The organism is Streptomyces sp. NPDC015532, assembly GCF_043078065.1.
Lineage (GTDB): Bacteria > Actinomycetota > Actinomycetes > Streptomycetales > Streptomycetaceae > Streptomyces.
The window spans coordinates 151,763-167,378 of sequence record NZ_JBIBSY010000004.1; the positions used below are offsets into that span (position 1 = coordinate 151,763).

Here is a 15,616-nt window from a genome sequence, read left to right on the forward strand (position 1 = left end):
ACCCGTTCCGACGAGGGAGAATCAAGAAACCATGGCCGACTATTCGGAAAGCGACGCGCAGAGCCAGGTCTCGGACCTTGAGAAGAAGTCCGCGACCGCTGCCCGGCTGTTCGACATCCGCCGCATCATCGGCGGCCTGTTCGTGGTCTACGGCGTCATCGTCACCATCGCCGGCATCACGGTCTCCGACGCCGACCTCGACAAGGCCGGCGGCATCAACATCAACCTCTGGACCGGCCTGGGCATGCTCGCCCTCGGCCTGTTCTTCCTGGCCTGGCTGTGGCTGCGCCCCCTGCCCGTGACAGAACCACCGACCGAGGAACAGTCCCCGCCGGCCGAGTAACACCCTTGCAAGGGGCCGGGGTTCGCTGCGGAACTCCGGCCCTTGGCTGCGACCCTTTCGATCCGACGTGATCAACGAGCTACGCGGCAGCCAGGTCGCACCACACGTACTTGCCGGTGTCGCCGCCCTGGCGCAGCGGATGCCAGCCCCAGTCGTCGGCGCAGGCGCGGACCAGGAAGAGACCCCGGCCCGCTTCCTCCACGTCGGCCGCGGACGGCAGGTCGTACGGCGGTGGCACCGGGCTCGCGTCCCACGCGCCGATCCGCAGCACCCCGTCCCGCCAGCGCAGCCGCAGGGCCGCCGGTCCCTTCGTATGCCGTACGGCATTGGAGACCAGCTCCGCCGCCATCAACTCGGCGACGTCCACGAGGCGGATCAGCCCATGCAGGGTCAGGATCAGGCGGACGGTACGACGGCAGACGGTCACCGCCCGGTCGTCCTGCGGGATGTGCAGGGTGTAGTTCCAGGGCTCGATTTTCGGCATGCGTGAACTCCGGTTCAGGTGTGGGGAGTCGAGAGTTCGCTGAGGGCGCGGGCGGTGGCCGTGTCACAGCCGCCATGGCAGGACGGAGTGGTGCGCTTCCGGGTCCCCGGGGTTCCGCAGCGTGTGCGTCGCGTCACCGACGGTAGGGTAGAAATTCCTACCCCTGCAAGCCTCTCGCGTAATCTGACACCCGAACGGGGAGGTCAACCCCACCCGTTGCCAGGGTCGTTGAGGAGACAGCACCGGATGACGATGCGGAATCAGCCCACGGCACGACAGGTACGCCTGGGCACCGAGCTGCGCAGACTGCGGGAAGCCGCGGGCAAGTCGGCGCGGGAGGTCGCGGGCCTGCTCGGCTCCAGCTCGACCCACATGAGCCAGATCGAGGCGGGCAGCTCGGGTATCGGCGAAGAACGCCTGCGCAGGCTGGCGGCTCACTGCGCCTGCGCGGACGGGGAGTTGATCGAGGCACTGGCCGAGATGGCCACGGACCGTACCCGGGGCTGGTGGGAGGAGTACCGAGGCCTGCTGCCCACGGCATTCCTCGACCTGTCCGAGCTGGACCACCACGCGGCGTTCCGGCACGACGTGGCCGTCATCCACGTACCAGGGCTTCTCCAGACGGAGGACTACGCTCGCGCCCTCTTCTCGTACATGGCACCAGAGCTGCCTCGGAGCGAGGTGGACCCCCGCGTGACCCACCGGATGCGACGTCGCGTGGTCATCGAACGGCCCGGACCCATCACGTACGAAGCGGTGATCCACGAAGCCGCACTGCGGATCCGTGTGGGCGACCGCTCGCTCTCACGAGCCCAGTTGGAACGCATCCTGGAGTACTCGGACCTGGAACACGTCACCGTTCGGGTCGTCCCGTTCGACCTGGACGGCTTCGCGGGCGCCGGCGGCGCGATGGGTTACCTCGGAGGTCCCGTACCTCGCCTGGACACCGTCGTACGCGACGCACCGCATGGCACCGCGTTCATCGATTCCGAGGCCCAACTGGCCCATTTCCGAACACTCTTCCGTAAAGTCGAGGAAGCATCGCTGAGCCCCGCGCAGTCACGCGACTTCATCCGCAAGCTGGCCAAGGAACTGTGAGGCGCCGCCATGACCATCCCCGCCAACTGGCAGAAGTCCTCCTTCTCCGGCGGCGGTGAAGGCAACGACTGCCTCGAACTCGCCACCACCCCCGGCACCGCTCACCTCCGTGAGAGCGACACCCCCGCCACCCGGTTGTCGACCGCCCCCGGCGCCCTCGCCGACCTCCTGCACCACATAAAGTCCGGCGGACTCGACGCACCCGCGGTCTGAGCGGCGGAGTCAGGGCTGATCGCGCCTCCGCGGCGACCGGGCCGCCCGGTCGCCCCCTATCCGATCTGCGCGGAGAATGGGTAGTCGGCGAGGTGGCGATGATGCCGACGTGGCGATTGCGGGACTTCCGCGACGACGATCTCGACCGTGCCATCCAGATCTGGGACCAGGACCGGCACCCGGACGACGCTCCTCCCGTGTTCACCGTGTCCGAGGTCATGGCCACGGCCCGGACCGGCGGGCCCGCGGTGGTCGCGGTCGTCGGGGACGACTTGGTGGGCATGGCCGTGGCGCAGGCCCAGGGTGACCGGGCCTGGATCACGCTGGTCGCGCTCGCGGGGAACTGGCGCAGTCGCGGGATCGGAAGCGCCCTGATCGCCGAGCTCGAACGGCGGCTGCGCGAGCAGGGCATCCGCCGGATCGGCGCGCTGCTCGCCCCGCGGGCCACCGGCACGGCGGCTCTGGAGAACTCCGGCTACCGGACCCACGAGGGTCTGGTCTTCTACGAGAAGGTCGAGCATCTCGGCACGAGCGACGCCGGTCTCCTCGCGGAGCTCGGCGGACGGGTTCAGCCCCAGGGACTCTGGGGTTCCCTCGCGGGGATGGAGCGGGAGAAGCAGGCCATCGAGCGGCGGATCGTACTGCCGCTGGCCGAGCCCGCGCTGGCCGAGCGATACGGGGTGAGGCCGCCGAAGGCGGTCATCCTGTTCGGGCCGCCGGGCACCGGCAAGACCAGCTTCGCCAGAGCCGTCGCCTCCCGGCTGGAGTGGCCGTTCGTGGAGCTCTTCCCGTCCCGGCTCGCGGCGGGAGACGAGAGCCTGGCCAACTCGCTGCGGGAGACGTTCACCGATCTGGCCGCACTGGAGACCGTTCTCCTGTTCATCGACGAAGTGGAGGAGATCGCCGGCGCACGGTCGGGCGTGGCCGTCGACCCCGGCCACGGAGTCACCAACGAACTGCTCAAGCTGATCCCCGGCTTCCGCGATCACGACGACCGCCTGCTGATCTGCGCCACCAACTCCGTCCGCTCCCTCGATCCGGCGTTCCTGCGCCCCGGCCGCTTCGACTACGTCATCCCGGTCGGTCCCCCCGATCCGTCCGCCAGGGAAGCGATCTGGCGGCGCTATCTCGGCCCCGCCACCGACGGGGTCGAGCTGCGCCGACTGGTGGAGGCCAGTGAGATGTTCACTCCCGCCGACATCGAGTTCGCCGCGCTCAAGGGCTCCCGGACCGCCTTCGAACGCGAAGTCACCGACCGCCGGGGCACACCGGCCGGCACCGAGGACTACCTCACCGCCATCGCCGACACCCGCCCCTCCCTCACCGCCCAGGCGCTCACCGAGTTCAGGGAGGACATCGAGCACCACGTCCGCATGTGATGCCGGATCTCCCCGCCGGAAGGGGGAAGGCTGACCCCATGACCGACAAACTCACCGTCAGTGTCCTCGGTACCGGAATCATGGGGGCCGCCATGGCCCGGAACCTCGCCCGGTCCGGGCACGGCGTCCGTGCCTGGAACCGCACCCGCGCCAAGGCCGAGCCGCTGGCCGCCGACGGCGCGCACGTCGCGGACACCCCGGAGGAGGCCGTACGGGGCGCCGATGTCGTCCTGACCATGCTCCACGACGGCCCGGCCGCCCTCGACGTCATGCGCCGGGCGGCACCCGGACTGCGTGCGGGGGCCGCATGGGTGCAGTCCACGACCGCCGGGACCGAGGCGCTCGGCGAGTTCGCCGAGTTCGCCGACGCGCACGGCCTCGTCTTCTTCGACGCACCGGTCCTCGGGACGCGCGGGCCCGCCGAGGCCGGTCAGCTCACCGTGCTCGCCGCCGGCCCGAGCGCGGCCCGCGACACCGTGACGCCCGTGTTCGACGCCGTCGGCGCCCGTACCGTGTGGACCGGCGAGGACGGCGCGGACGGCAGCGCCACGCGGCTCAAGCTCGTCGCCAACAGCTGGGTCCTCGCCGCCACGGCCGCGACCGGGGAGGTGCTCGCCCTGGCCAAGGGCCTCGGCGTGGACCCGGAGGACTTCTTCGGCCTCATCGTGGACGGCCCGCTCGACATGGGCTATCTGCACGCCAAGGCCGCCCTCGTCCTGGAGGACCGGCTGTCCCCGGCCGGCTTCGCCGTCTCGACCGCGGAGAAGGACGCCCGCCTGATCGTGCGGGCGGGGCAGCTGCACGGCGTGCGGCTGGACATGGCCGAGGCCGCCGCCGAACGGTTCGGCCGCGCCGGGGCCCTCGGCCACGGGGACGAGGACATGGCCGCCGCCTACTTCGCGAGCTTCGAGGAGGGGAAGCCCCCCTCCTCGTAGACCCGTCGGCCCGCAGGCCCCGTCCGCCTCAGCGGGCGTTGTCCGCGGTCCCGTGCCGCGCCTGGGCCGGGATCGGGCCCGCCCGGTCGAGCAGGCCCGTGCGGGCAGCGAGTGCGGCCGCTTCGAGGCGCGAGCCCACGCCCAGTTTCATCAGGACCCGCTGGACATGGGTGCGGGCCGTGGACGGGGCGATGCCCATACCGGCCGCGATGAGCCGGGTGTCCTCGCCGTCGGCGACCCGCACCAGGACCTCCACCTCGCGGGGTGTGAGCATCTGGAGCAGCCGCTGGCCCTCGTCGTCGGGCTGGGCGGCGGGGTTGAGCAGTTCGCTGAAAGCGCCCTGGAGCAGTTGCGGGGCCACGGCCGCCTCGCCCGCCCTCGCCTTCATGATCGCGCGCTCGACGCCCTCGATGCGCTCGTCATGGCGTACGTAGCCGGAGGCGCCGGCGGCGAACGCGGCGGCGATCCCCCGCGGGTTCGGTACCGGTCCGAGCACCAGGACCGCCACCTGCGGGCGCTCCCGTTTGATCCGCACCACCGGGTCGAATATCCCCGGCTCGTCGGGGGTCGCCGTACCGATCAGGCACACCTCGGGTGCCCGTGTGATCACCAGCTCCGCCGCCCCCGCGGCGGGTGCCGCCGCGGCGAGCACCCGGTGCCCGCGCAGCTTCAGTGCCGAGGCCAGCGCCTCGGCGAGCAGTCGGTGGTCGTCGACCACCATGAGCCGGACTCCCATCAGGCAACCCCCCAGTCCCCCCAAGCATCCCCACTGGTTCCCCGTGGATGAGGAGCCCCCCGGCTCTCCATCCCCCGGAAGCTACACGCTTGTTCGACATTGCGCTTCCCCTACTGGAGAGAAGTGCCCGGGAATATCGAAATCCCACCCAATAGGAAGTGAGGCGGGGTACGCGTGCGGCCCCGCCCCTGAACAGGGACGGGGCCGCACACGGTGTTTCGGCCCGGACAAATCAATCCGGAGAAACGATCACCGCATTCTTTCGGAAATGATCACTTTGCTTCACCCGAAAGATGACGGTTACTTCGTTCCGAAGGCGATCGCCAGGTACTCCTTGTCCGTCGCCGAGGTCGGCTTGCCCGCGTAGACCTGGGACATGTACAGCCGGCCGTCGTCGTAGACGATCTCGGCGTAGTCCGGGAGCATGCTCGACTCCGCGTCACGCGTCGACTGGGTGGCCGGGTTCTCCATCAGCTTCGTCTCCTTGAAGGAGGCTCCGTCGATGGAGACGATCTGCCCGCCCTTGTCGTACGGCGGCCGCTTGTACGCGATGAGGTTCGTGCCGTCCATGCGCAGCGGGGTGATGCTGTAGCCGTCGCCCGCGTCGGCGCGCTGGCCCGTCTGCTTCCCGGTGGCCAGGTCGAACGCGACGATCTCGTTGGTCCGGCTGTAGTCGCCGGTGCCCTCGTGCTCCTCCGTCGGGACGTACAGCTTGTCGTTGCCGACGGCGAGCGACTTGCAGAACTCGATCCGGGTGATGCCGTCGCACTTGGCCGCGTACGTCTCGCCGGGTGCCGAGATCTTCGCCCGCAGCTTGCCGGTCTTGTTGTCGATGGAGAAGAAGTCCGAGATACCGCTGCCGTCACCGGCGGAGTCGCCGACGTCGGCCGCCACGACCAGCGGGTCGGTGGAGACGACGCTGGCGTACTCGATGCCGGGCGACATCTTGTACTCGGAGATCACCTTCCCGGACTTCGGGTCGATGGTCTGGATGTGCAGCTGGCGCGTACTGCCGTACTCGCCGCACTTGCGGACCGCGACCAGCTTCTCGCCGCCGCCGTAGCCGGAGTCGTAGCAGCTGTCCCCCGTCTTCGGCGCCCACAGCGGCTTGCCGGTGGAGATGTCGAACGCTCCGCCGCCGCCCGTGCTGCCCGCGGCGACCGTGTTCCCGCTGATCGTCACGTTGTCGAGGTTGATCGCCTGGTCACCGGACTTGATCGTCCGGGTCCACAGTTTCGCGCCCGCGTCGAGGTCGACGGCCGCGAGCTGGGTGCATCCGTGCGAGGGCTGCGCCTTGGTGGGCATGGCCGGCTCGTAGATGATCGCCGAGCGGTTGCGCTCCGAGGTGTGCCGGCTGGCCTGGCACACCGGGCCGGGAAGCTTGATCGTCCAGGTCTTGGCGCCGGTGTCCGGGTCGTAGCCGTTGATCTCGGCGTTGCCGGTCTTGGCGTACACCTTGTCGGTGAGCCAGGAGCCGACCGTCGCCACGCTCGAGATGCCCTTGGGCACGGCGGGCGCGGGGAGCTGGAACAGCAGCGAGGAGCTGGTGTTCGCCGGCACCTTCTCGCCGCCGTCGCCCTTCTTGTCGCCGCCCTTGCCGTCACCGTCCTTGCCGCCGGTGGTGCCGCTCGTCGTCGCGGTGTCGTTCTTGTCGTTCTTGGTCTGCTTGTACAGGAAGCCGCCACCGACGATCAGCGCGACGGCCACCACGGCCGCCACGATGATGAGCAGCTGGCTGTTGATCCTGCGCCCGCCGCCCGGCTGCTGGGCGTGCGGCTGCATCGGCATGGTCGGCGGCTGCGGGTAGCCGTAGCCGTACGGAGCCTGCGGCTGGCCCGGGGCACCGTACGGAGCCTGCGGCTGGCCCGGGTAGCCGTAGCCCGGCTGGCCCTGGCCCGGGGGCGGCGTCTGCGGATAGCCGTACGGCTGCTGCGGGGCCGCGGGCGGGGGCGCCTGCGGGTATCCGTAGCCGGGGCCCGCGGCGGCCGGCGGAGGGGTCGGCGGGCCGAACCCGCCCGCGAGCGGGTCCTGCGGTGCGCCGAAGCCCTGCGCCGGCGCGTCCTGGGGTGCGCCGAAGCCCTGCGGGGGCGGGTCCTGGGGTGCGCCGAAGCCCTGCGCGGGCGGGTCCTGCGGTGCGCCGGGACCGGCGGGCTCGGAGTCTCCGGTGCTCGGACTCTGCGGGGAGTCCGCGGCAGGTTCCTGCGGGGGGCCGAAGCCCTTGGGGGGTTCGTTCGGCGGCGGGGGCGGCTGGCTCATGACGTGTCTACCTCGGAATGCGTCGGGACGGCGGGCCTGTGCGCGCGTGCGGGGCGCGACGGAACGGGCGGGGGCGTGGTCACTTGCCGAAGGCGAGCATCAGCTTCTCCTTCGCCTCGTCATTGCCCGTCAGCCGGGTCGTGGAGATGTAGAAGCGCCCGTCCACGTAGTCGACGGCCTTCGAGTAGAAGCCGGACTCGATGTCCGCGGTGCCCCGCGGGTTCTGGAGCAGCTTCGTGGGCGTGTGGCCGGTTCCGCCCGTCGGGATCGACACGACGCGGCCGCCGCCGTCGTAGGACGCCTCGACGTAGGCGATGAGCCCGGTGCCGTCCGTCTTCATCGGCATCATCGTCGCGTCCGTCGGGGACTTGACGCGCCACTTCTCCTTGCCGGTCGCGAGGCTGAAGGCGACGATCTCGTTGGGGCCGCTCTTCGCCTCGGTCGGCAGATAGACCGTGTCGGCGTCGGCGACGGCGCCGAAGCAGCCCGTCAGGTCGCGGTCGAGGATCGCGAAGCCGCACTCGGGCGCGAGGCCGTCGTCGCTCTTGAGCTGCGAGCGCGTGTCCCCGCTGCCCGTCAGCACGGTGATGTTCACCGTCTTCTTCGCGTCGTTGGTCAGGTAGAGCACGATCGGGTCCACGGAGTAGGCGCGGGCGACCCGCCAGCCCTTGGGGAACTTCTTCGTCCATCGGACCTTGCCGGTGGCCGGGTCCAGTTCCTGCACCTCGTCGTGCTCGGTGCTGCTGCCGGCCCCGCAGGACGAGACGGCCAGCAGCTTCGGGCCGCCCGCGAATCCCGCCGGGTAGCAGCCGGAGCCGTACTTCTCCTTGTCCCACAGCTTCTTGCCGCTGGTGACGTCGTAGGCCGTGCCCGACATCGAGCGGCCGACCGTCAGCGTGTTCCCGGTGACGGACAGTTCGACCGAGAGCGTGCTGTCGAACAGGGTGCCGTCCGCGACCTTCCCGCTCCAGCCCTTGGCGCCGGTGTTCAGGTCGACCTGCTGGAGCTGGTTGCACTTGGCGCTGCTGGCGGAGCCGCTCATGTAGGCGATGACGACCTTGTCGTCGGCCGTCTTCTGCGGGGTCACCGAGCAGATCTTCTGCGGGAAGGTCAGCGCGGGCCACGTCGGCTTGCCGTCACCGACGTTGAACGCGAAGAGCTGCTTGTACGCCGCCTTCACCGCGGTCTTGCCGGTGATCCACATCCCGGAGGCGTCGGCGCCCGAACCGGGCGCGTCGGGTGCCGACTTGTACCAGAGCACCTTCGCCTCGCCCGCCTTGCGGCCGGCGTTCAGGTCGTCGTTCTCCTCGCCGCCGTCACCGCTGCCGTCGCCGGGGTTGACCGGATCGTCCGAGACGGACGCCGACGCGGACGGACTGGCGCTCGGACTGTGCTCCGCGACGGGCTTCTTGTCGTCACCACCGCTGGTGACGGCCCATACGGTGCCGCCGACGACGAGCAGGCCCGCCACCGCGGCGGCGATGACGAGCACGGGCTTCCCCTTGAACGGGTTCTTCGAGCCACCGCCGGGGCCACCGGGCTGCGGGGTGCCGGGTCCGCCCGGGTACGGCGCCTGGGGCGGATATCCGTACCCCGGCTGCTGCGCGTACCCGTAGGGCCCGGGCGCGCCGTAGGGACCCGGCTGCTGCGGCTGTCCGTACGGGCCCGGCTGGGTGTAGGGGCCGGGCTGCTGCGGGTATCCGTAACCGGGCTGCGGGGGCCCGGGGGGCGGGGTGTTCTGGGGCGGCTGCGCGGGAGGAGGGGGCGTGCCCTGCGGCGCCGGGGGCGTGTTCGGGGGCGTGCCCTGCGAACGCGGGTCCTGCGGAGTGCCCTGCGGCGCGCCGAAGCCACCCTGCGACCTCGGGTCCGGCGAGGCGTCCGCACCACCTGCCGGCGGCTGGTCCTGCGGTGCTCCGAATCCGCCCTGCGGCGGCTGACTCGGCGGCTGACTCATCAGCGCGTCCCCCTCTTCACTGATGTGACCCCTCACCGGCGGCGCCGGATTCGCGCCTCGCCCGGTGGATCTCAGACTGTTCTCAGACCGCTCTTTCTATCACTCTGGGGGGCGCGGGCAGGGGGCCGGTGCGCGCCCTGTTCCCAAGGGAGGACCGGGCTGTGATGCCGCCGTTACGCGTCTTCACGTGCTCTTCACGCCGGGTGCCCAGGGTGAGTTCACCGCCCCCGGATCGCCACGACGGGGGCGGTGTCGGCAACTCGGGGGCGTCCAGCGGCACTTGCGCGCCCTTCAGGCAAGCCGCGCGCGCCGGGCCGGTGGCGCTGGCGGGCGAGCCGGTCGCGCGGCGCCTCCGCCCCCGGGAGGCGCCGCACACGTCACGAGAACCCGCGGGCGGGACGAACCGTAGGTCACCAGGCACCGCGGGCGGGACGAACCGCATGTCGGCAGGCACCGCGGGCCGGGAGGCACCGCATGTCAGCAGGCACCACGGGCCGGGAGGCACCGCGCCTCGGGCGAGGGGCGGTTGCGCTCCCGTGTCAGGCGTCTTCCGCCAGCTCCAGCCAGCGCATCTCCAGCTCCTCCCGCTCGCCCGCCAACTCGCGCAGTTCGGAGTCGAGTCGGGCGACCTTCCCGAAGTCGGTGGCGTTGTCGGCGATCTGGGCGTGCAGCTTGGTCTCCTTCTCGGAGATCTTGTCCAGCTGCCGCTCGATCTTCTGGAGTTCCTTCTTGGCGGCGCGGGCGTCGGCGGCGGAAGCGGCCTTCACCGGGGCGGGGGCGGCGGCGAGCACGGCCGCCGCGGCCACCTCCTCGATCCTCTTGCGCCGCTCCAGGTACTCGTCGATCCCGCGCGGGAGCATCCGCAGGGTGGAGTCGCCGAGGAGCGCGAACACGTTGTCCGTGGTGCGCTCGATGAAGAAGCGGTCGTGGGAGATCACGATCATGGAGCCGGGCCAGCCGTCGAGGAGGTCCTCCAGCTGGGTGAGGGTCTCGATGTCGAGGTCGTTCGTCGGCTCGTCGAGGAAGAGGACGTTGGGCTCGTCCATCAGCAGGCGCAGCAGCTGGAGCCGCCGGCGCTCACCACCGCTGAGGTCGCCGACCGGCGTCCACTGCTTCTCCTTGTTGAAGCCGAACGTCTCGCAGAGCTGTCCCGCGGTCATCTCGCGGCCCTTGCCGAGGTCGACACGGTCACGGACGGACTGGACGGCCTGGAGGACCCGCCAGGTGGGGTCGAGTTCGGCGACCTCCTGGGAGAGGTAGGCGAGCCTCACCGTCTTGCCGGTGACGATCCGGCCGGCGGCGGGCTGCTGATCGCCGCCGCTGCGGGCGGCGTCGGCCAGGGCGCGCAGCAGCGAGGTCTTGCCCGCGCCGTTCACGCCGACGAGGCCGACGCGGTCACCCGGGCCGAGCTGCCAGGTCAGGTGCTTGAGCAGCACCTTGGGCCCGGCCTGCACGGTGACGTCCTCCAGCTCGAAGACGGTCTTGCCGAGCCGCGTACCGGCGAACTTCATGAGCTCGCTCTTGTCGCGGGGCGGCGGAACGTCGGCGATCAGCTCGTTGGCGGCCTCGACGCGGAAGCGCGGCTTGGAGGTACGGGCGGGCGCCCCGCGCCGCAGCCAGGCCAGCTCCTTGCGGACCAGGTTCTGCCGCTTGACCTCCTCGGTCGCGGCGATGCGCTCCCGCTCGGCCCGCGCGAACACGTAGTCGGTGTAGCCGCCCTCGTACTCGTACACCGCGCCCTTCTGCACGTCCCACATCTGGGTGCAGACCTGGTCGAGGAACCACCGGTCGTGCGTCACGCACACCAGGGCGGAGCGGCGCTCGCGCAGGTGCTTGGCGAGCCAGGCGATGCCCTCGACGTCCAGGTGGTTGGTCGGCTCGTCGAGGACGATCAGGTCCTGCTCCTCGATGAGCAGCTTCGCCAGCGCGATACGGCGCCGCTCACCACCGGAGAGCGGGGCGATCACGGTGTCGAGCCCCTGCGGGAACCCGGGCAGGTCCAGACCGCCGAAGAGACCCGTCAGCACGTCCCTGATCTTGGAGTTGCCGGCCCACTCGTGGTCGGCCATGTCCCGGATGACCTCGTGGCGCACGGTGGCCGTGGGGTCGAGCGAGTCGTGCTGGGTGAGCACGCCGACGTTCAGGCCGCCGGAGTGCGTGACACGGCCGGTGTCGGGCTCCTCCAGCCGGGCGAGCATGCGGATCAGGGTCGTCTTGCCGTCCCCGTTCCGGCCGACCACGCCGATCCGGTCGCCCTCGCTGACGCCGAGGGAGACTCCGTCGAGCAGTGCACGGGTGCCGTACACCTTGCTGACGGACTCGACATTGACCAGGTTGACGGCCATTTCTCTCCTGAACAAGGGGGACGATCGACCCTCAAGGGTAGTCCGCGCGGTGGACGTCCCCCGCCGCGCGTTCCCCGTCCGCTCAGTCGAGCACGGTCGCTCCGGGCGCCGGGGACCGCGTGACGCGGACCGTCCGGCAGGTGCCCGAGGCGAGAAGCACCTCGCCGATCGTCCGCGCGGACTCCGCGTCCGGGGCGAGGAACGCCGTGGTGGGGCCCGACCCGGAGACGAGCGCGGCGAGCGCGCCGGCCGCGCGGCCCGCGGCGAGGGTGTCGGCGAGGGCCGGGAAGAGGGAGAGGGCCGCGGGCTGGAGGTCGTTGCCGACGGTGCGGGCGAGAGCCCCCGCGTCCCCCTTCTCCAGCGCGTCCAGCAGTTCCCGCGAGGCGACCGGCTCAGGGACGCGTACGCCCTCGTTCATCCGGTCGAACTCACGGAAGACCGCCGGGGTCGACAGCCCGCGCTCGGCCATAGCGAACACCCAGTGGAAGGTCCCGCCGACCTCCAGCAGGCTCAGTCGCTCGCCCCGACCGGTACCGAGCGCCGCCCCGCCCACCAGGGAGAACGGCACATCGCTGCCCAATTCGGCACAGATGTCGAGGAGTTCGTCGCGCGAGGCGTTCGTGCCCCACAGGGTGTCGCAGGCGAGCAGCGCGCCCGCTCCGTCCGCGCTGCCTCCGGCCATGCCGCCGGCGACGGGGATGTCCTTGGCGATGTGGAGATGGACGGCGGGGTCGATGCCGTACCGGCGGGCCAGTTCCAGGGCGGCGCGGGCCGCGAGGTTCGTGCGGTCGAGGGGCACCTGGGCGGCGTCCGGGCCCGCGCAGGTCACGTGCAGCTCGTCGGCCGGGGTGACCGTCACCTCGTCGTACAGACCGACCGCGAGGAAGACGTTGGCCAGGTCGTGGAAGCCGTCGGGGCGTGCGCCGCCGACCGCGAGCTGGACGTTGACCTTGGCAGGGACGCGTACCGTCACCGTCTCCGTCACGGCTGGGTCGACTCCTCGTTCTCGGCGTTCTCGGGGCGGTAGCGGCGTGCGTTCCTGGTGTCCGCGCCGCTCGCCTCGCCCCGGTTCTCCGCGATCCGGGCGAACTCCTCGACCGTCAGGGACTCGCCGCGGGCCTGCGGAGAGACACCGGCGGCGACGAGGGCGGCCTCGGCGGCGGCGGCCGAACCGGCCCATCCGGCGAGGGCGGCGCGCAGGGTCTTGCGGCGCTGCGCGAAGGCGGCGTCCACGGCCGCGAACACGTCGCTCTTCCGGGCGGTCGTGGAGATCGGCTCGGCACGCCGGGTGAGCGACACGAGCCCGCTGTCGACGTTGGGCGCCGGCCAGAAGACGTTGCGCCCGATGGAGCCGGCCCGCTTCACCTCCGCGTACCAGTTCGCCTTCACGGACGGCACGCCGTACACCTTCGAGCCGGGCGGGGCGGCGAGCCGGTCGGCGACCTCCGCCTGGACCATCACGAGGGTGCGCTCGATCGTCGGGAAGGTGTCGAGCATGTGCAGCAGGACGGGCACGGCGACGTTGTACGGGAGGTTCGCGACCAGCGCGGTCGGGGGCGGGCCCGGCAGTTCCCGGACCTGCATGGCGTCCGAGTGCACCAGCTCGAACCGGTCGGCCCGCTCCGGCATCCGGGCCGCGACCGTCGCGGGGAGCGCGCTCGCGAGGACGTCGTCGATCTCGACGGCGACGACCCGGTCCGCCGTCTCCAGCAGGCCGAGCGTCAGCGAGCCGAGGCCGGGGCCCACCTCCACGACCACGTCGTCGGGCCGCACCTCGGCGGTCCGCACGATGCGGCGCACCGTGTTGGCGTCGATCACGAAGTTCTGGCCGCGCTGCTTGGTGGGCCGTACGCCGAGGACTGCCGCGAGTTCGCGGATCTCGGCGGGGCCCAGGAGGGCGTCGGAGGTGGGGCTGGTCACGAGCCAAGGGTACGGGGGGCCGGGCCCCGGCCGTGCAGCCGCGGCCCGGTGGTACCGATGCCGGCCGTGCGACCGCGGCCCCGTGGTGCCGATGCCGGCCGTGCGACCGCGGCCCCGTGGGCGCCGGAGTCAGCCGTGCAGCCGCGGCCCGCAGTGCGGCCAGGGACTCGTCCCGCGGCGCATGTACAGCTTCTTGGCCCTGCGCGTCTGCTCCGCGGCCGGGGCGTCCTGGGGGCGCCCGGTACCGCCGAGGGTGTGCCAGGTGCGGGTGTCGAACTGATAGAGACCGCCGTACGTGCCGGACGGATCGACGGCGCCGGGCCGGCCGCCGGACTCGCACGCGGCGAGGCCCGCCCAGTTCAGGTGGTCGGCGCCGCCGCGGGACGGGGGATGCGGCTTCGTGCCGACCCTGACCAGCCGGTCCTGCGGCTGCCGCACCACCTCGGACCCTTCGAGCCGGGGGCGCTGCTTGACGCCGTTGACGGTGCGCAGGCTGTAGGTGAGGCGCCGCGCCCCGTACCGGCCCGGTTTCTCGACGAACTCGACGCCCTCGAACAGCGAGGCGTCGTCGGCCCGCCGCACCTCGAACGGAATCCGTTCCTCGCGGACCTCCCGGGCCCCGGTGACGCGCAGGACGCTGACCGTCTGGCCGTCCCGCGGGAAGCTCCCGGCCGGCACGGAGGTCATGTCCTGCCCGTGCAGGGTGATCCCGGCCTCCCGCACGGCCTCCGCGACGCTCGCCGCGTTGGTGCGGATCGTCCGGGCCCGGCCGTCGGCCATGATCGTGACCGCGCGTTCGGTCCGTACGTCGAGCGCCAGTCCTTCGGGCCCGATGCGCCGGGAGCGCGAGGCCGACAGGTGGGCTCCCTCGGCGCGCACCCCCAGTTGGCCGAGCGCTCCGTCCACGGTGTGCGCCGTCGTCCACACCCTGCGCCGCTCCCCGTCGATGGTGAGGTGCACCGGGCGCCCGTAGCGCACCGCGACCTCGTCCCCGCTGGCGAGGGCGGTGCCGCGGGCCGGTGCGACCATGTCGTGCGCGCCCACCTTCACACCTTCGTCGGCGAGCAGTTCCGACACGTCGTCCGCGAAGGTGTGCAGCGTGCGCGGTCTGCCGTCGACGCTGAGCTCGATCGCCTTGTCGTTGGCGACGAACGCGGAGGTGCCGCCGGCCAGGAAGGCCACGACCAGGGCCTGCGGAAGCAGTCGCCGCAGGGATTCGGGGCGCTCGGGGAGCCGCTTGCGCCGGGCCGCGCGACGCGCCTCGGCCCGGCCGCCCGTGCCACGCCCGCCCGCGATGCCGTCGCCGTCGCCGGGGCGGGCCGTACCCCGCGCGCTGCCCCGACCTCGTACGTCGTCCGCGTCGTCCGCGTCGTCCGGGCCGTCCACGGGGTTCGCGGCGACCAGGGTGTCCTGCTGGGGACGCGGCAGGCGGGGCTCGGTCGGCGCGTCGGGCGCCGCCTGCGCCGTGCGCCCACTCCGTGCGCCGGGCACGCCCTGAGCGCCGTACAGGGGGGCTCGGGGCGCTTGTGGTGCCGCGGGCCCGGCGGCGTGGGTCCCGTGGGCCGGGCGCCAGGAATCCGGGGGGACCCCGCCGTACGGCTCGTACCCCGCGTGACCGGCGTACGTCTCCTGCCCGGAGAAGGGCTCGTGCCCGCGGTGGACCTCGTATCCGGTGTACGCGTCATGCCCGGCGTACGCCTCCCGGTCGCCGTACACCTGGTGCCCGGACGGGGCCTGCTGTCCGGGGCCCGTCGGCACCTCGTGACCGTGAGCGGTGTACGGCTCGCGGTCGGCGTACGTCTCGTGACCGGCGTACGCCCGGTGGCCGGACTGGGCCTGGTGACCGGGGCCCGTCGGCACCTCGTGACCGTGAGCGGTGTACGGCTCGCGGTCGGCGTAGGCCTCGTGCCCGGTGTACGGCTCGTGACCGGCGTGCGCCCGGTGACCGGACTG

The 15,616-nt window shown here is 72.0% G+C and carries 13 protein-coding genes; 5 read left to right on the top strand and 8 right to left on the bottom strand.

Annotation, left to right across the window (positions count from 1 at the left end; translation table 11 throughout):
* Positions 1-31 precede the first annotated feature (31 nt).
* Complete coding sequence (locus tag ACF07B_RS15120; protein ID WP_369483618.1) at positions 32-343, top strand: hypothetical protein; 312 nt, start codon at positions 32-34, stop codon at positions 341-343.
* 79 nt (positions 344-422) lie between these two features.
* Here ACF07B_RS15120 and ACF07B_RS15125 read toward each other — a convergent pair whose 3' ends face one another.
* Positions 423-827 carry an ATP-binding protein gene (locus ACF07B_RS15125; RefSeq protein WP_392179277.1) on the bottom strand — a complete coding sequence of 135 codons (405 nt, stop codon included), beginning with the start codon at positions 825-827 and terminating at the stop codon, positions 423-425.
* A gap of 246 nt (positions 828-1,073) precedes the next feature.
* Here ACF07B_RS15125 and ACF07B_RS15130 point away from each other — a divergent pair, with 246 nt between their 5' ends.
* From ACF07B_RS15130 to ACF07B_RS15145, 4 genes are all read left to right on the top strand, one after another.
* A complete protein-coding gene (locus tag ACF07B_RS15130) occupies positions 1,074-1,925 on the top strand; it encodes a helix-turn-helix domain-containing protein (RefSeq protein ID WP_392179278.1) in 852 nt (283 codons plus the stop codon).
* A gap of 9 nt (positions 1,926-1,934) precedes the next feature.
* Positions 1,935-2,138 carry a DUF397 domain-containing protein gene (locus tag ACF07B_RS15135; protein ID WP_392179279.1) on the top strand — a complete coding sequence of 68 codons (204 nt, stop codon included), beginning with the start codon at positions 1,935-1,937 and terminating at the stop codon, positions 2,136-2,138.
* A 101-nt stretch (positions 2,139-2,239) separates the two neighbouring features.
* Complete coding sequence (locus ACF07B_RS15140; RefSeq protein WP_392179280.1) at positions 2,240-3,517, top strand: ATP-binding protein; 1,278 nt, start codon at positions 2,240-2,242, stop codon at positions 3,515-3,517.
* Positions 3,518-3,555: 38 nt separating this feature from the next.
* A complete protein-coding gene (locus ACF07B_RS15145; RefSeq protein WP_392179281.1) occupies positions 3,556-4,452 on the top strand; it encodes an NAD(P)-dependent oxidoreductase in 897 nt (298 codons plus the stop codon).
* 28 nt (positions 4,453-4,480) lie between these two features.
* Here ACF07B_RS15145 and ACF07B_RS15150 read toward each other — a convergent pair whose 3' ends face one another.
* From ACF07B_RS15150 to ACF07B_RS15180, 7 genes are all read right to left on the bottom strand, one after another.
* Positions 4,481-5,188, bottom strand: a complete 708-nt coding sequence (locus ACF07B_RS15150) for a LuxR C-terminal-related transcriptional regulator (protein WP_369483612.1) — start codon at positions 5,186-5,188, stop codon at positions 4,481-4,483.
* A gap of 300 nt (positions 5,189-5,488) precedes the next feature.
* Complete coding sequence (locus ACF07B_RS15155; RefSeq protein WP_392179282.1) at positions 5,489-7,444, bottom strand: PQQ-binding-like beta-propeller repeat protein; 1,956 nt, start codon at positions 7,442-7,444, stop codon at positions 5,489-5,491.
* Positions 7,445-7,523: 79 nt separating this feature from the next.
* Positions 7,524-9,398 carry a PQQ-binding-like beta-propeller repeat protein gene (locus tag ACF07B_RS15160; RefSeq protein ID WP_392179283.1) on the bottom strand — a complete coding sequence of 625 codons (1,875 nt, stop codon included), beginning with the start codon at positions 9,396-9,398 and terminating at the stop codon, positions 7,524-7,526.
* A gap of 539 nt (positions 9,399-9,937) precedes the next feature.
* Positions 9,938-11,743: an ABC-F family ATP-binding cassette domain-containing protein gene (locus tag ACF07B_RS15165; RefSeq protein WP_392179284.1), complete on the bottom strand. Its 1,806-nt coding sequence runs from the start codon at positions 11,741-11,743 to the stop codon at positions 9,938-9,940.
* Between the two features lie 82 nt (positions 11,744-11,825).
* Positions 11,826-12,728: a 4-(cytidine 5'-diphospho)-2-C-methyl-D-erythritol kinase gene (locus ACF07B_RS15170; protein ID WP_392179285.1), complete on the bottom strand. Its 903-nt coding sequence runs from the start codon at positions 12,726-12,728 to the stop codon at positions 11,826-11,828.
* On the bottom strand, positions 12,725-13,663 hold the full coding sequence (gene rsmA, locus ACF07B_RS15175) for a 16S rRNA (adenine(1518)-N(6)/adenine(1519)-N(6))-dimethyltransferase RsmA (protein WP_392179286.1): 939 nt from the start codon (positions 13,661-13,663) through the stop codon (positions 12,725-12,727). The genes ACF07B_RS15170 and rsmA overlap by 4 nt, the downstream gene beginning before the upstream one ends.
* 129 nt (positions 13,664-13,792) lie before the next feature.
* Positions 13,793-15,421 carry a ubiquitin-like domain-containing protein gene (locus tag ACF07B_RS15180; protein WP_392179531.1) on the bottom strand — a complete coding sequence of 543 codons (1,629 nt, stop codon included), beginning with the start codon at positions 15,419-15,421 and terminating at the stop codon, positions 13,793-13,795.
* Between the last annotated feature and the right edge of the window lie 195 nt (positions 15,422-15,616).

Coding starts and splice junctions, on each gene's coding strand:
- ACF07B_RS15165 (WP_392179284.1), bottom strand. CDS start 11,743: ATGGCCGTCAACCTGGTCAATGTCGAGTCCGTCAGCAAGGTGTACGGC.
- ACF07B_RS15160 (WP_392179283.1), bottom strand. CDS start 9,398: ATGAGTCAGCCGCCGAGTCAGCCGCCGCAGGGCGGATTCGGAGCACCG.
- ACF07B_RS15130 (WP_392179278.1), top strand. CDS start 1,074: ATGACGATGCGGAATCAGCCCACGGCACGACAGGTACGCCTGGGCACC.
- ACF07B_RS15120 (WP_369483618.1), top strand. CDS start 32: ATGGCCGACTATTCGGAAAGCGACGCGCAGAGCCAGGTCTCGGACCTT.
- ACF07B_RS15135 (WP_392179279.1), top strand. CDS start 1,935: ATGACCATCCCCGCCAACTGGCAGAAGTCCTCCTTCTCCGGCGGCGGT.
- ACF07B_RS15125 (WP_392179277.1), bottom strand. CDS start 827: ATGCCGAAAATCGAGCCCTGGAACTACACCCTGCACATCCCGCAGGAC.
- ACF07B_RS15140 (WP_392179280.1), top strand. CDS start 2,240: ATGCCGACGTGGCGATTGCGGGACTTCCGCGACGACGATCTCGACCGT.
- ACF07B_RS15150 (WP_369483612.1), bottom strand. CDS start 5,188: ATGGGAGTCCGGCTCATGGTGGTCGACGACCACCGACTGCTCGCCGAG.
- ACF07B_RS15145 (WP_392179281.1), top strand. CDS start 3,556: ATGACCGACAAACTCACCGTCAGTGTCCTCGGTACCGGAATCATGGGG.
- ACF07B_RS15155 (WP_392179282.1), bottom strand. CDS start 7,444: ATGAGCCAGCCGCCCCCGCCGCCGAACGAACCCCCCAAGGGCTTCGGC.